Below are 15810 nucleotides of genomic sequence, written 5' to 3' on the forward strand. Positions count from 1 at the left end.
TCCCAGCACCCGACGTTCCCGACGCTCGGGGGTCTGGGTCGGGCTGCGGTGGGGGGCGGCTGGAGCGGTCGACCATGCCGGCCTTGCCGTACTCGCGGTAGCGAGCGGCCCACTTGCGTGCGGTTGTCACGGCGACGTTGAACCGCTCAGCCGCGCGAGTGGGCCCCCAGCGGTCGTCGACGACACACCGGGCCAGGCGCAGCCTTCCGGTCGGGGTGAGGGTGGCGTTAGCGTGGGACACGAAGACCTCCGTTGTGGGTGTGGTTGCTTGGTCGCTTTCACACCTCACACGGAGGTCTTCCTCATGTCAGCCCGCCATGCCGACCTGCGACACAACGTCCGTGGTCATTACAGCTAGTGCTCGACTGGAACCACCTCTCAGCACGTCGCGTCGACGCTCCTGCGTCGCCCCTGGACGACCCACTCGACACGCCCGCAGCACAGGCCCTGTGACGTGTCCCGGCTTCCCGGACGGTCGGGGTTGGGTGGCTGTGATGTCGCTGCGTTCTCGTCGAGAGGATCAGCAGACCCGATCAGAGTCGATTGGGATAAGACGCGAAGGCTGTCAGGTCAGGGCGGCCGAAGCCGGCCGGCGGGGTAGCGTCGGACACGTCGAGGTCTTTCGGATGGATGGCGTAAGAACCTCCATCGTCGGGAGATCTCGACGTCTATCTGCGGACCGACGCGCCCGGCCGACCTACGCCCTCATCTGGGAAGAGCCGGTAACGCGGCCCGCGTCGACATTGAGCGATCGCGGTCGACGTCGAATGCTGCATGTGCGGGATCCGAGCAGCCCCCACCGTGGTTTGCCGCCGCCGTGTAGGCACCCATTGCGGCGTCAGCTGTTGCGGACGACCCGACCCGCCTGGGCGCGACCCGTCGCCAGCGCGAGCGAGGCGGCCAGGACGATCAGCCACAGTGCGTGCGCCGCGAGCACCGCCCCGCGGGCGGCCCCCGAGACCGGGTCTGCGGACGCCTCGGACAGGGTGTTTTCCCAGGTCGATGCGATCTCGCCGGCACTCGCCTCCGTTGGCAGGCCCGCTGAGTCTGGCAGAGTCGCCCCAGCCGGTGGCGGCAGCTCGTAGAGGATGAGTTCGGGGTTGGAGAAGGTTGTCGTCGTCGTGGTTTCTCGGGGAGCATCCTCCGCGGTGAGGGTCTGCGCCGACTCGCCACGGGGGCCGGCGGACGTGCGCTCGTCGAGCACCCAACGGATGCCCATCGATGCCAGGACCTGTGCGTCCTCGCCACGCATGAGCGCCTCGGTGGCCCGGCGCGCGCGGTCTCCCTCACCAGATACCGCTGCCTGACCCGCGCCGCCGACCACGAGGTCGCCCGGAACCAGCACGCGAGTGTCGAGCAAGCGCGGCGCCGGGTCAAGGACCGCACGGCCGTCCGCCCACAGTGGCGTCGAACGGAACGAGCCGGCCGGCAGGACCAGCAGGTCGCCAGGCTGGCCGTCGACGATCGCGGCCACCTCCGCCCAGCCGGGGCCGAAGGTGACCGGCCGCAGCTGGTCCCACAGAGCGCGGGGAGCGTCCGGGACCGCGGCGATCGCGATGGCCGTCACCGCAATGGCCGCGCCGATCGGACGCAGGCGCGCGGCGAGGGCGCGGGTTGCGAACGCCAGCGCGAGGACCGTCGCCGGCAGCGCGAGTGCCACGACTTTCTGCGTGTCCCGCAGCAGGCCCGCGGCCGGCACCGCCCCGACCAGCGCCTCCAGCACGGCGATGCCCGGCCCGGTCGCGGCGATCGCCACCAGGAGCCAGGTGAGGATCGCGGTCGGGATCGTCGCCCGCACCGCCGGCAGGTGCCGGGAGCGCCACAGGCCGCGCGCCGCCAACACCCAGACCAGTAGGAGCAGCGCCAGCGCCACCGCCGCCCACCACGTCGCGCGCGACGGCGGCACCGCCTGCGAGTTCCAGATTCCGCCCAGCGCGACGACCGAGCCGAGCGTGCCGATGCCGGGCTCGGCGCGGGCGGCGAACGCGGCCACCCCTGTCGCCGCGGCGCCGGCCGGCCCCCCGCCACCTGCGGGTCCGGCGCCGCCTGCCGGTCCCACGCTGCTGACCAGGGCCGTCGCCAGCAACCAGGGCAGGGCGGTGACCACTGCCGTTGCCGTGAGCGCCACGGCCGCATGCGCTCGCGCACCGGTCCACGCCCGGCGGCCGGGTGACACGTCCGCGCAGGTCAACGCCACTGCCGCAGCGATGACGGCCAGCACCCACCCGGTGGGCGTGAGTCCGGCGATCGCCAGCGCGGCGCAGGCCCCGGTGATACGCAGCCCGCCGTGCCCTCCCCCGGCCCCGCGGCCCGCCCGACGTGCGCACCCGGAATGCTCGTTCTCCGCCGACTTGCGCGCCCGGATTGCACCATTCGGGGCGCGTAAGTCTCGGAGGTCCGCACGTGCGAGGAGCACCGGCATCGTCATCACGGCCGCGACACCTGCCAGCAGCGACCAATGCCCCTGCAGTAGCCGCTCCACCACGAACGGATTCCAGACCGCGCCCACCACCGCCGGCAGCCGGATCCAGACCGCCGAGCCTGCGGCACGCGCCGAATCCGCAGCGCCCGCGCCGCCTGCCCCGCCGAGCACCGGCACGACCTGACGGGCCAGGGCGCCCGCCGCGACCGCGAGCCACACGCAGAAGATCGCCGTGAGCAGGCCCGTCAGCGGCCAGACCGGCAGCCCGACCGCGCCCAGAGCCCGGCTCGCCCACACCATCGCGACGTCCTGTGGCACCGCCCGCGCGGCCGACTCTCCCAGCCCGAGAGCCGCATCGGACAGTGGCGGGCTCGGGGTGGCCACCCAGTCCCGAAGCAGCGGGAAGCCCGGGCGCGCGAGCCCCGCCAGCAGTAGGGACGTCACGACCAGTCCGATGCCGGCGTCCGTCAGCGCGGCCGCGCCGACCCGACTGCGGACCCCGGCGCTGGCTGACATGCGGACATTCCATCACGTCGCCAGGGCGGCATCCGCGCTCGCGCCTGCCCGGCCGCCGCACCACCGGATGGGCTCGTCCCTCGAAGCCGCCTACGATCACCCGTGTGGAATATCAGGAGCGCACGGCGGCACCCGACTCCGCCACCAGGCGCTTCCTGACCGGCGCGGGAGCGGTGACGGCGGGCTCGATGCTCGCCAACATCGCCGCCTACCTGCTACATCTGCCCGCCTCGCGTTGGCTGGGGCCGGAGGGCTACGGCGCCTTTGCCGCGCTGCTGTCAGCGCAGTTGCTGGTGGCGGTGCCGTCGCTCGCGCTACAGGCGGTCGTGGCGCGCGAGCTCGTGCGCGGGGTGTCGAGCGAGGCGTTGCGGTCGCTCGGCCGACGGGTCGCGTTGCTGGTCACGCTTGTCGCGGCGCTGGCCGTGGTGCCGGTGTCGCTTCTGTTGAACACGCCCGTGCTCGCCACCGCCGCAGCCCTGGTGCCGGGCCCGGTGCTGTGTCTTCTGGCGACCGAGCAGGGCCTGCTCCAGGGCTCCGAACGGTTCCGCGCATTGGGCGTGGTGTTGGCACTGGCCGGCGCAGGGAAGGTCGTGCCGGCGGTCGGCGTGCTCGCGGCCGGCGGCGGAGTCGGGCCGGCGTTGGCGGCCGGGGCGGTCGGTGTGGCGGCGGCCTGGCTGGTGGCGGGCCGGATCGTGGCGGCCGGCTCCCGCTTCACAAGCTCCGTCGGCTCGTCCGACTCCCACGGCTTCCTCGGTCACGAGACCGGGCCGGGGTCGCCTGGGCCGAGGTCGCCTGGGCCGTTGTCGCCCGGGGTGGCCGCCGTCCTCGCGGCCGGGCAGGTCCAGCTGGTGATGATGGCGCTGACCTCGGTTGACCTGCTTCTGGCCCGAGCCCTCCTCTCCCCCGAGGACGCGGGTCGATATGCGCTCGGAGCCGTTGCCGCGAAGGCCGCCTTCTGGCTTCCCCAGGCCGTCGGTACCGTGCTCTACCCGCGCATGGCCGACCCCGCAGGGCACCGAGGTGCTGTCCGCTCCGCCGTCGGTGTGCTGCTGGGGATCGGCGCGGTGGTGGTGCTCGGTGCCGCAGTGGCCGCCCCGCTCGTGCCGGTTCTCGTCGGCGCCGACTACCAGCCGGTCGCCGGGCTGCTCTGGGCCTTCGCCGCGCTCGGCGTGGTACTCAGTGTGCTGCAGGCGTTCCTGCTGGCCACCATTGCCACTAATCGGACCGTCGAGGCCGGCATCGCCTGGTGCGGGCTGGTGCTCACGGCGGTCGTCGTGTGGTTCGCGCCCCGCGACGTCACCGGGGTTCTGGGGGCGACGCTTGTCGTCGTGGTGGTCACCACGGTCGTCGCCGGCTGGCGCGCACTCCGGGCCCGCCCGGCCTGAGCGATCACCCCGCCTGAGGTCGCGCCCCTCAGATCTGCCGCTCGAATCGCGATCTGCCGCAGGAGCTCCGGCGACAGAGCGCAGTTCGACCGGCGGATTTCTGTCTGCGCCCCGGTGGGCTGGCCAACGAATCGATGCAGGGGCGGCGGGGCGGAGTTGGAGTCAACGAGAAGAGCGTTCCGCACACCCTTACTCGGGCGATGTGTGCGGAACGCTCTTGTCGATGTGTCCGCCGCGGCGGGCCGGGCGAACGGGCGGGCCAGGCGAACGGACCGGGGCAACCGGGCGGGGGCCGGGCTGCGGGCGACTACAGCCCCGGCCCCGAACGCGAGGTTAGGCGCGGGCCTCCGGACCGGGTCCTGCAGGACCGGAGCCGCCCGCAGCAGGCCCCGCGGGCCCGGCGGAGCCGTCACCGCCCGGAGCAGTACCGGCGGGACCAGCAGAACCGCCACGCCCGGCGGGACGCGAAGCGCCCGACCTGCGGCCCGCGGTGCGGGAGCTTCCGGCGCTACCGCCGCGGGCACCGAGCACGATGCCGCCGATCAGCGACAGCACGCCCAGGATGCCCAGAATGATCGGCACGACGCGGCCGAAGGTGTTGAGGGTGTCGGCGCTGTCCTGCGCACCCGCCAGCGTGATCTCCTGGGTCTCCTCGTTCCAGCCGGACTGGAAACGGACGGCCGTGCGGGTCGGCTCGGCCCTCTCCTCTTCCACTGCGGTCTTGTCGTTGAAGAAGGCGTCGGCCTCGGCCTGGTCCTCGGCGAAGAACTGGAAGATGTCCTCGGAGCCGTTAACGATCTGGCCGGTGGACGGGTTCACCCAGATGGTGCGGGTGTTGGTGTAGAAGCGACGCATGTCGACCTCGCGCTCCGGGTCACCCTCGAGGCCCCACTGGCCGGCGGTCATGCCGTCGCGGCGGTAGCTGGCCAGGACGGACTCGACGGCCGGATCGTAGCCCTCGGAGATCGAGGCGAAGTGGTCGCGGATCGAGGACCACATGTCGATGGGGCCCAGGTTCTGACGGAACTCGTACGCCTCGACACCGCCGACGGTGGTCTCGCCGACGAACTCGATCGGGTTGGTGGTGAAGGTGCTGGCGTCGAAGTACGGGTACGACTTCTGCTCGGTGTCGAACGGGAACTTGTACTGCAGGCCATCCCGGACGAAGCCGACGGGGGCGGACTCCTCGCCACCGGCGGCTACGATCTGCATGGTGCTGGTGGCCTCGTCGATCGGCATGGCCGTGACGCGGTCGAGGGTGATGCGGTCGACGGTCGCGTTGATCAGCGCGGCGTTGTCGCCACCATCGGCCAGGTCCTCACGCAGCAGCGACTGCGCGGCCTGCATGGTGATCACGTCGGAGTCCGAGGGCTCGACGGCCGTGACGCGACGCTGCGAGTACAGCGGGACGTCGTTGTCGATGAAGCAGCTCACGGCGAGCTGGACCTCGGAGTCGTCGGCCTCGTCGTCGCCGACCGCCTCGACGTCCTCGCCCTCGGCAGCGCCCTCACCGGCGGCGCCCTCGGCGGCCGCGTCGTCCCCGCCCGCGTCCGGCACGCGGCACTCCTCGCGATCGGCGTTGAGCTCGGTCGGAGTGTTGGTCGCCAGCGACAGGCCCACGAGCACCGCACCGGGCGAGACCTCGGTGACCGTCGTGGAGTTGATGTCCAGCGGGGTCTTCTTCTGCGCCGGCACCACGAAGAACACCAGCGCGAGTGCGATAGTGATCAGGAAGGTCCCGAGCCCCACCAGGACCAGCGCGGGAACAGTCGACCTCCGTCCCGCGGAACTGCTCTGACGTGCCATCGGTTGTCCTCCTGGAGTATCGCCGTCGGTCCGCCCACCGCCCGGGGTTCACCGGGGCGATCGCCCGGGCCGGACCATCATCAGGAGAAGATTAACAGTGATGAAGAACGCAAACGGCACCCCCGACCACCGAGTCGGCACTCTCCCGGCCGCCCGCGGGTTCGTCCCGGCGCTCGAGGGATTGCGCGCGATGGCCGCCTTCGCCGTTCTCACCACCCATGTCGCTTTCCAGACCGCCTCCTCGACCGGGTCGGCGATCCACCGGGTCTGGGGTCGCATGGACCTGTCGGTGGCCGTGTTCTTCGCGCTCTCGGGCTTTTTGCTGTGGCGCGTCCACGCCCTGCACGCCCGCTCCGGCGCCCCCGGCACCGCCCGCCCGGCCCGCACCTACCTGCGCTCGCGTCTGGTGCGGATCATGCCCGCCTACCTCCTGTTGGTGGCGGCGGCATTCCTACTCCTGCCGCAGAACGCCTCCAGCCCGCTGACGACCTGGACGGCCAACCTGACGCTCACGCAGGTGTTCGTCCCGGACTCGTTGGCCGAGGGGCTGACGCACGCGTGGTCGCTGTCGGTGGAGATGACCTTCTATATAGTGCTGCCGCTGTTGTGGTGGGCGCTGGCCCGGCTGCGGGATGCGGCGGCGCGGTGGCGGATCCCGGTGATCGCCGGGGTGGGGGTGCTCAGCCTCGGGTGGGCGCTCGTGCCCTGGTATGAGCTGGGGTTGCCCGAGCGGCTCAACGACCAGATCCTGCCGCCGGCCTTCGCCTCCTGGTTCGCGGCGGGCATGATTCTCGCCGAGCTGGTCGCCGCCCCACAGGGCCGTATGGCCGCCCTGGCCCGGCACCGCCACGCGCGCTGGGGCTGGTGGGCGCTCGCGGCGGCCGCGTTCCTCGCCTCGACGGTGCCGCAGTGGTTCACCGAGGGGTTCGTCCACCCGTCCGGCCCGGAGTTCGCGGCCCGCACCGCGCTCGGCGCGGCGGTGGCGTTCTTCCTGCTCGCCCCGGTCGTGCTCGCGCCGGAGGGTCAGCGTTTCGCGGTCCTGGGTTCGGGGCCGGTCACGATGCTCGGCCGCTGGTCGTACGGGGTGTTCCTGTGGCACGTGCTGGTGCTGCATTTCGCGTTCCAGATCGCGTTCGTGCCGATGTTCTCCGGGCGGATGCTCGAGATCTGGTTGCTCACCGCGGCGGTGTCGACGGTGATCGCCGCGGTGAGTTACTCGCTGGTGGAGGAGCCGTCGCGCCGCTGGTTGTCGCCGCGCCGCGACCCGGGCGCGCTGCCGGCGCCAGACGGCCTGTCCGACGACGGGGCCGACGACCGGGACGACGGAGCCGAAGACTGGTCCGACGACAACGCCCCCACCGACGGCACGCCCACAGACGGCCAGCCCGCCGCCAACCCGGCGCAGACCAGCCCGAACACCGTCGCCACCTGAGGCGCCCAGCCGTCACCGGCGTAGCCGAGTGGGTCCGGCCACGGGGCACGCGCCAGTAGCGCCGCGCCGGCGACGATCCCGATCCCGCTGCCGACGACGAGCCATCGCCGCGCCCGTCCCGCACCCAGGTATCTGCTGGCCACCAGTGCCGCACCGGTGAGACCGGCGGTCAGGGCGAGCCCCACCGGCCCGGCCACGACGAACCCGAAGACCGCCGTTGAGGCCACGATCACGGCGCCGCCGGCCCGCCGCGGGGTCGTCCGTGTCCCGGCACGGTCGTGCTGCCCGCGCACGAGGAACAGTACGAGCACCAGCAGCAGCGCGATGGGCCCGGTCAGCAGCGCGGCCCGGTACGGGCGGTCGAGCGGCACGGTGAGGACGAGCGTCATCCCGGTGTCGGCGGCGGGCAGGACCCAGCCCTGCTTCCAGCCGTCGATCGTCACGGGCCGCGGGTCGGCGAGCTCGGTGCCGTCGTCGGCCACGAGTCGCGCCTGCCACGCCGGGGTGACCGATTCGGGGATGACCAGCACCCGCTCGCGCGCCGAGCCGGGCACGTACAGCTCGCGGCGGGAGTCCTCCCAGGCCACCGTGCCGACGGCGCGCGTGGCCTGGAGGCCGCCGCCGAGCGGCGCGGCGCCGCGAGCCGCGCCCTCGCCGCCGCGTCCGCCCTCGCCACCGGGGCCGTCCGAGCCGGTGGGTCCGCCTTCGCTGCCGGGGGCGACGCGGAGCCCCACCGCGTCCACCGTGAATGCCTCCCCGGGGTCGACCGAGACCTCCTGCGCGCCCGCCGCGAGTTCGACCGGGCGGCTGTCGCACAGTTCGGCCGGGACTGCGGCGCCGGAGAGCAGATCGCGACGCGAGGCGCTGATGCGCGTGCCGACGATCCGGTCGCCGATGTGGATCCGGGGCCCGTCCTGGCAGGTCAGGGTCACGGGTTCGCTGTCTGCCGCGGGCAGTGCGCCGATGCGGGCGCCGGTGTCGTCCTGCACCCAGACCTCGGCCAGTCCGCCGGGCACGGGCGCCCCATTGGGGTCGCGCACGTCGGCGGTGGTGTCGAGGCGGAGCGTGACGCGGTCGGTGTAGTCGGGGGGAAGGTCGACGACGACGGAGCCGTCCTCCTCCGTGGCGAGTTCGGTCAGGTCGATGCTCGTGCGCTGCACGCCGGTGTCGATCGTCACCACGGCAGGAGCGGCGGGGGCCGCGGCGCGGGGTGCCCACAGGCGCAGCGAGTCGACGAGGTGCCGGCCGGGAAGGCGCAGTTCGAGGGTGGGCGAGGGCCCGTCGGGGGCGTGCCAGCTGGTGGCGCGGTCGCCGTCGACGGCCGCGTTCGGTCCGCCGGCGGGGTCGGTGACCTCCGAGTCCCCGAAGGCGCGGACCTGCCGGAAGCGGCTGGCGGGCGTGCCACGCAGGACGTCGTCGAGCGCCGGGCCGGAGCGGGGGCGGACCAGCAGCTGCGGGACGACCGCGGTGTCGGCGGGGACGTCGAGGAGGCGGGCGAACCGGCCTGGTTCCTCGGCCTCGATCCAGAGTTCGGGCGCACAGCGGACGGCGCCGGTCTCCTCCTCGGCACCGGCCAGCCCGTCCACCGGAGAGCCGCCGTGGACGCAGTCCGAGCGGCCGGGCAGCTCCTGGCGCAGCAGCCACCCGGAGGGGGCCGCCGCGGGGTCATCGGTCGCGGGATCACCGGAGGCTGAGTCGTCTGCAGCTGGGGCGGGCCGCTCCGGCAGCGCGATCGTGCGCAGCAGGGGGATCTCCTCGCCGCCGGTGGTCAGCCCGATGTCGGCGATCTCGAAGTAGGTGCCGCGCCCGCCGTCGGCGAAGCCGGTGGCCGTGACGCGGACCCGCTCGGTCTCGCCCGGCGGCAGCGCGATGGTCGTCTCCTCGCCGAGTGACGGGAACACGGTGGTGGTGCCGGTGTCGGTGCGCACCTGCAGACTTGTCAGCGCGGCGCCGGCGGTCGGCTCGGGCACGGTCAGCCGGAGCACGGCGCGGTCGACGGGCTCGGGCAGCTCGATCTCCATCCACTCGCCGAACGCCGAGCCGAGGCCTCCGGAGCGCCACGTGCTGTCCGGGTCGCCGTCGACCGCCGCGGCCACCGAGTGCGACGGGCGAACCGGGCCGGTCTGGGCGGAGTCCGCCGCCGACGACGACACCGTCACCCGCGCATCCCACCAGCGTGCCCGGGCCAGCGGTGGCTGCTCATCGGAGACAGAGGCCGGGTAGTCGGGGATCGTGCCCCGGCTGCGGCGGGGATCGCCCTCGGCCCGCACGGCGGACGAGTGGTGGTCGAGGCGTCCGAAGTCGGTCTCGCGGTCCATCGGTGAATCGGTGAGCACCGGTCCGATCGAGTTCACCGGCCGCGGCCGCGGGAAGGGGTCCGATCCGGGCCCCACGTCGGCGGCGATCGCGTCGGCCTCGAGCAGGCGCGTCACCCGGGCCGGGGAGCCGGTCGTGTCGCTCCCGACCCCGAGGTCGTCCAGCGCGGCGAGCGACTCCGGGCCGCCCGCGACCACCGGCAGGTCGCGGACCTCCACGGTGTACGGCGCCGTGGCCGAGCGCGGCGGGCCCGGGGCGGTCGCATCGGAGCCCAGCCTGGAGTCGACGCGGTAGATCTCGATCGCGGGATACGCGGGCCGGAGCCCGGAATCCGGGACGACGACGGGCTCGGTGCCCTCGGCGTTGTCGTCGTCGGCATTGTTTCTGCCGGCAATGTCTCCGTCGGCGTCGTCGGCAATAACTCCGTCGTCGTCCCCCTCGGGCGCGCGGGCGCCGCCGACCGGCGCACCGAAGTCGGCGACCCGCACCAGGCCCGGCGAACCCTCGAGCGCCTGGTGGACCAGCGCGGGGCGGGGGGCGGCGGAGGCGGAGGCGTCGGTTCCCTCGAGGTCGTTGCGCACCACCAGGTACCCGATGCCCAGCAAGGCGAGCGTGGCCGCCATGCCCGGCGCGGGGCGGCCGTCGGCCAGGCGACGCTGGACGGCGTCGAGGGCGCGGATCGCGGGGGCGGGCTGCAGCGGCACCGAATCGCGGACGGCCCAGGGCGTGTCGGCGAGCGGCTGGAGGGGCTCGTCGCGGGTCACGCCCCATACCTGGCGCGCGAAGGAGGCGCCGGGCACGACGAGGGCGCGCGTGGTGCCGGCGGGGTCATCGGTACCGTCGGGCCCCGCCACCGACGCGTTCTCCGACAGCCACGCCGCGGCCTCGGGCCAGTAGTCGGGCACCTGCTCGTGCGCGCCGACCGGGGCGAGCTTGCCCAGCCACGCCGGGGCCACCGCGACGGACGCCGCCAGCACCACGACCATCGCCAGCGCGACGGAGCGGTCGCGCTCAGGGTGCGCCAGCGTGTCGGCCACCTGGCGGCGGTCCCCCCCGACCCGCACGAGCAGGTGCGCGAGCAGATGCGCCACGCCCAGCACGATCGGCAGGCGCAGCAGCGGCTCGAACTTGTGGACGTTGCGCAGCGGAGCGCCGGAGCCGTCGAGGAACGCGCGCACCGTCTCGGCGAGGCCGCCGCCGGCGGGCCCCACCCACGGCGCGGCCATCGCGACCAGTCCCACGGCGGCGATCACCAGCAGCCGGCCGCGGGCGGGCATGCCCCGGCGCAGCAGACCCACCACGCCGACGGCCGCGATCACGCCGGTGGCCAGCACGTACACGGGCTCGCTGGTGAGGGCGGCGCCCGCGATGCGGTCGGTGGAGACGAACGGTACCCACGTCGAAGCGCCGCGCAGCACCTCCGTCACCGAGGACCAGCGGGTGGTCACCTCGGCGGACTCGATGTGGTCGAGGAACGGCGGCGAGACGCGGCCGAGCAGCACCAACGGCACCGCCCACCACACGCACACCGCCGCGGACAGCGGCAGCCACCACGCGGCCAGGCGCGCCCACGTGCGGTCGGGGCGGTGCATGACCCACCACAGGATCGCCGGCAGGCACGCGGCAGCGGTGGCCACGGCGTTGACCGCGCCCATCAGCGCCAGCGCGAGCGCCGCCCCCGCCCCGCCCCGGCGCGGCGACATGCGGCCCTGCAGCACCCGGATGACCGGCAGCAGCACCCACGGCGCGAGCGCGACGGGCCAGATCTCGGAGGAGATGGAGCCCAGGTCGCCGAGCATGCGCGGGGCGAGCGCGTAGAGGATCCCGGCGGCCGCGCGGGTCTGGCGGGTGCCGATCCGCAGCGCCGCCGCCACGCGCACCACGCCCACGTAAGCCACGGTGAGCAGCACCGCCCACCACAGGCGTTGGGTCAGCCAGGCGGGCATCCCCACCAGGTCGAAGAGCGCGAAGAACGGCCCCTGCGGGAACAGGTAGCCGTACGCCTGGTTCTGGACCTGGCCGCCGAAGGACATGCCGGTCCACAGGTGGGTGGCGCCGGCGAGGAAACGGACCGGGTCAGCGACCAGGTCGTACTTGGTGTCGGGGACGATCTGCCCCGGGGCCTGGAGGCAGGCGAGGAGAAGGAAGGCGAGAAAAGCGACGACGCCGTCGCGCGCACCGGCGCCGAGACGGATCCCGCGGATCACCTAGGCCGGAGGAAGGATTGACAGGGGGTCGGGCGGCTAGCGCGCGCCGTACTCGACCTGGCCGAGCAGCGCCTGGTCGGCGGGCGGCTGCGGCACCTCGGGGATCGTGTTCTCGGCCATCGAGGTGTTGAGCCCGAACGCGACGATGCCGCCGAGGACGATTCCGCCTACTGCGCTGGCGAGCGCTCCGGTGCCGAAGCTCATCGAGTTCTCCCTGCGATTCACGAAAAAAGGTGCGGTTCCGCGGGCACCTCAGGGGCACCCCGACGCCGAAAGACTAGCACCCCGCTTCGCGCCATTTCGTAGGTAGCGCTGACCACGAGTCCTTACTGGCGGGTAAGTTAGTGTGGCAGAACACACCCACGACCCGCCGGGAGGAGCCCTGTGTCGACCGGGACCAAGCGCATCCCACGCGCTATCCGTGAGCAGCAGATGCTCGACTCCGCGATCCGCGTGTTCGCCGATCTCGGCTACCGCTCCGCCTCCATGGACACCATCGCGCGCGACGCGAAGATCTCCAAGCCGATGCTCTACCTCTATTACGGCTCCAAGGAGGAGCTGTTCACGGCCTGCGTGGTCCGCGAGTCCGGGCGGCTGATCGACCAGCTCACCGCCGCGGCGCTCGCCGGCTCGGGTCCGCGCGGCCGCCTCGAGAGCGTGGTGCAGTCGTTCCTCGAGTACGTCGACGAGCACCCCGACTCGTGGAACGTCGTCTACCGCCAGGCGTTCGCCGAGCCGGCCTTCCGCGGGGAGGTCGAGAAGATCCGCTCGGGCCTGGTCGATCTCACCACGGATGTTCTGCAGCAGCACTGGGGTGACGAGCGCAGCCGCGAGAACCTCGAGGTGGTGGCCACCGCGCTGGTCGGCGCGGGTGAGGCGGTGGGCGACCGGGTCGCCCACGGGGCGATGCCCACGTCGGTGGCCGCGCGGGTCGTCGTGGACCTGGCCTGGCGCGGCCTCGCCGGCGACCCCGTCAGGGACCTGTCCGGAGCGGTCGGTGCGAAAGACCCCCACAAGATCGTCGACGACGACGACAATGCGGACACCGTCGGTACGTCCACCCACCGCCCCGCCGCCACCGAGGAGCAGCCGTGACAGACAAGACCTCAGCGACCACCAGCGGTGTCGAAGGCGCCCGCACGCTCAGCCCGATGGACCTGGCCAAGGGGCTGCCGTCGATCATCGCGGACCTGCCGTCGGTGCTGAACGGGCTGCGGATCGTGCGGACCTCCCGCCCGAGCGACCACGTGTCGATCGGCACGCGGTTCGAGTCCCTGGCGGCCTCGCAGCCCGACGCCCCGTTTCTGCGTTTCCTCGGCACGGAGGTCTCCTACGGCGAGGCCAACCTGCGCGCCAACCGCGTCGCGGCGATCCTCAAGAATCACGGCGTCACCCGCGGCGACACGGTGGGCGTGTGCATGACCAACCGCACCGAGGTGATGCTCGCGATCCTGGGCGCGGCCAAGGCCGGCGCGTCGGTCGGCCTGCTCAACCACCATCAGCGGGGCGACGTGCTCGACCACTCGCAGAAGATCATCGAGTCGAAGGTGGTTCTGGCGGGCGCCGAGTGCGCTGAGACCGTCAACTCCATTCCGCGCGAGGACTGGAGCGGCACGCTCATCGCGGTCAGCTCGCCCGTCGACCTGCCGCAGCGCGGCCTCATCGCGGGTGACCGGCCGGAGTCGATGTCCGATCTGACGTGGCTCGAGGACGAGCTCGCCGCGCTCGAGGACTCGGTGGGCGAGACCGATTTCCCGGACGCCGCCCAGACCGTCGGTACCGAGACCGCCTACTACATCTTCACCTCCGGCACGACGGGCCTGCCCAAGGCGTCGACGATGTCGCACTACCGGTGGAACCGGGCCCTGGCCGGCTTCGGCCTGTCCGGGGTGCGGTTGAAGAAGGACGACGTCCTGCTCTGCCCGCTGCCGATGTACCACAACAACGCCCTGACGGTGGGGCTCGGCTGCGTCCTGGCCGCGGGTGCCTGCATGGCGATCGAGGAGCACTTCTCCGCCTCCAAGTTCTGGGATCAGGCGCGCGCCTCCGGGGCCACGGCTGCGATCTACATCGGTGAGATCTGCCGCTACCTGCTCAACCAGGAGCCCGGCCCGGGCGATCGCGACCACTCGATCCGCGTGATGACCGGCAACGGCCTGCGCCCCGAGATCTGGGACCAGTTCACCGAGCGGTTCGGCATCGACCGGATCTGCGAGTTCTACGCGGCCAGCGAGTGCAACATCGCCTTTGTCAACGCGTTCAACGTGCCGCGGTCCACCGGTTACTGCCCGATGGATTTCGCGATCGTCGACTACGACCCGGAGACCGGCGAGCCCCGCCGCGGCGCTGACGGTCGCCTGTCGAAGGTCGGCAAGGGCGGTGTCGGACTGCTACTCAGTGGCATCTCGGCGTCGCAGCCCTTCGACGGGTACACCGACCCGGAGGCCACCGAGAAGAAGATCGTCCGCGACGCGTTTGGCGACGGCGACGCCTGGTTCATCTCGGGCGACCTCATGATGAACCAGGGCCTCAAGCACGCCTCGTTCGTCGACCGGCTCGGCGACACGTTCCGCTGGAAGGGCGAGAACGTGGCCACCACCGAGGTCGAGGCCGCGGTGGGCACCCAGCCCGGTGTGGACCAGGCCGTGGTCTACGGCGTGCCGGTCACCGGTGCCGACGGCAAGGCCGGCATGGCCGCGATCCGCCTGCACGACGGCGCCGAGTTCGACGGGCAGGCCATGGCCGACGCGTTGCGCAAGTCCCTGCCGGCGTACGCGGTACCGGCGTTCATCCGGCTCTCCGCCGAGCTCGAGCACACGTCGACGTTCAAGAGCCGCAAGACCGAACTGCGCGAGCAGGCCTTCGACACCAGCACCTTCGACGAGCCGGTGTTCGTGCTGACCAAGAAGAACGGATACGTGCCTCTCTACGAGGGCGCCGAGCGCGACCTGGTCGACGGCACCGCCTGAGCCGCCGCAGCTACGCAGTTGCAAGACATCCCGTCCCACCTCCGCGACTGGCGGACGTCGCCCACCTCCGCGGTTGCAAGACACCCCGTCCCGGTTGCACGACAGAAGTGGCGAAATCTGCCCGATCCTCGAACGAGAAGTCGTGCAACCGTAGGTCGATGTCTTGCAACTGGGGAAGTGGGCCGGGCGACGTCCGGCAACTGCGGGGCCGAGCGCGGAGTAACGCGTGCCGGGGCGGGGCTTCTCAGGCCTGCGACCAGCCGGTGTCCACGCGGATCCGCTCGAGCCGCCGGTACGAGATGAGCCACTGGCCGTCCACCCGGCGGTAGCGCTCGTGGTAGTGACCCCAGCCGTGCAGCCAGCGCTCGCGGCCGTCGACCTGCCACCACAGCCGGTCCTCCATGGCCCAGATGCCGGTGGCGGTCGGCTCGCCCGTCTCCGGGTGGTGCCCCGAGTACTCGATCAGCGGGGTGTGCCCGTGGTGGACGCTCGTGACCGGCGAGGCCCCGTCGAGCGTGTCGCGGATCTTCTCGGTGAGCGCCTGCCGTCCTTGCACCTGCGCCTCACCGCCGCCGGCCGCCCAGGACTCGCTCACCACGTCCTCGGTGTGGCACGGTCCGTAGCCGTCCCATTGCTTGGTGTCCATGACGTAGAGGCGGCGGGCGAACACGGCGCGGATCGCCTCGAGGTCGGCGGCGGAGAGTGCAGGCCCCTCACCGGCGCCAGCCTCGCCCACACTGGCCACTCCGGACATGCC

The 15810-nt window shown here is 72.7% G+C and carries 7 protein-coding genes and 3 pseudogenes; 4 read left to right on the forward strand and 6 right to left on the reverse strand.

Going from position 1 to position 15810, the window contains the following annotated elements; all coding sequences use genetic code 11:
- Both ACWGLC_RS14480 and ACWGLC_RS14485 read right to left on the reverse strand, forming a co-directional pair.
- A pseudogene (locus ACWGLC_RS14480) lies at nt 1–241 on the reverse strand (leucine zipper domain-containing protein); the annotation flags it as partial.
- Between the two features lie 597 nt (nt 242–838).
- On the reverse strand, nt 839–2938 hold the full coding sequence (locus ACWGLC_RS14485; RefSeq protein ID WP_452100555.1) for a hypothetical protein: 2100 nt from the start codon (nt 2936–2938) through the stop codon (nt 839–841).
- Between the two features lie 188 nt (nt 2939–3126).
- Between ACWGLC_RS14485 and ACWGLC_RS14490 the strand changes: the two genes are divergently transcribed.
- Complete coding sequence (locus ACWGLC_RS14490; protein ID WP_452100601.1) at nt 3127–4323, forward strand: polysaccharide biosynthesis protein; 1197 nt, start codon at nt 3127–3129, stop codon at nt 4321–4323.
- 333 nt (nt 4324–4656) lie between these two features.
- On the opposite strand, the gene ACWGLC_RS14495 is transcribed toward ACWGLC_RS14490, so the two are convergent.
- On the reverse strand, nt 4657–6129 hold the full coding sequence (locus ACWGLC_RS14495; protein ID WP_452100556.1) for a DUF3068 domain-containing protein: 1473 nt from the start codon (nt 6127–6129) through the stop codon (nt 4657–4659).
- A 100-nt stretch (nt 6130–6229) separates the two neighbouring features.
- On the opposite strand from ACWGLC_RS14495, the gene ACWGLC_RS14500 reads away from it, so the two are divergent.
- Nucleotides 6230–7561 (forward strand): acyltransferase family protein, encoded by a 1332-nt coding sequence (locus ACWGLC_RS14500; RefSeq protein ID WP_452100557.1) that lies wholly within the window; start codon nt 6230–6232, stop codon nt 7559–7561.
- Nucleotides 7562–8583: 1022 nt separating this feature from the next.
- Here the strand turns inward: ACWGLC_RS14500 and ACWGLC_RS14505 are convergent.
- Both ACWGLC_RS14505 and ACWGLC_RS14510 read right to left on the reverse strand, forming a co-directional pair.
- Nucleotides 8584–12084, reverse strand: a pseudogene (locus ACWGLC_RS14505) (alpha-(1->3)-arabinofuranosyltransferase); the annotation flags it as partial.
- Nucleotides 12085–12120: 36 nt separating this feature from the next.
- Nucleotides 12121–12288: a DUF2613 domain-containing protein gene (locus ACWGLC_RS14510; RefSeq protein ID WP_230930530.1), complete on the reverse strand. Its 168-nt coding sequence runs from the start codon at nt 12286–12288 to the stop codon at nt 12121–12123.
- Nucleotides 12289–12468: 180 nt separating this feature from the next.
- Between ACWGLC_RS14510 and ACWGLC_RS14515 the strand changes: the two are divergent.
- Nucleotides 12469–13068 (forward strand): annotated as a pseudogene (locus ACWGLC_RS14515) (TetR/AcrR family transcriptional regulator); the annotation flags it as partial.
- Between the two features lie 107 nt (nt 13069–13175).
- Complete coding sequence (locus ACWGLC_RS14520; RefSeq protein WP_452100558.1) at nt 13176–15053, forward strand: long-chain-acyl-CoA synthetase; 1878 nt, start codon at nt 13176–13178, stop codon at nt 15051–15053.
- Nucleotides 15054–15297: 244 nt separating this feature from the next.
- On the opposite strand, the gene ACWGLC_RS14525 is transcribed toward ACWGLC_RS14520, so the two are convergent.
- Nucleotides 15298–15807, reverse strand: a complete 510-nt coding sequence (locus ACWGLC_RS14525; protein WP_452100559.1) for a nuclear transport factor 2 family protein — start codon at nt 15805–15807, stop codon at nt 15298–15300.
- Nucleotides 15808–15810: the final 3 nt, after the last annotated feature.

This window comes from Dietzia sp. NPDC055877, from assembly GCF_053615975.1.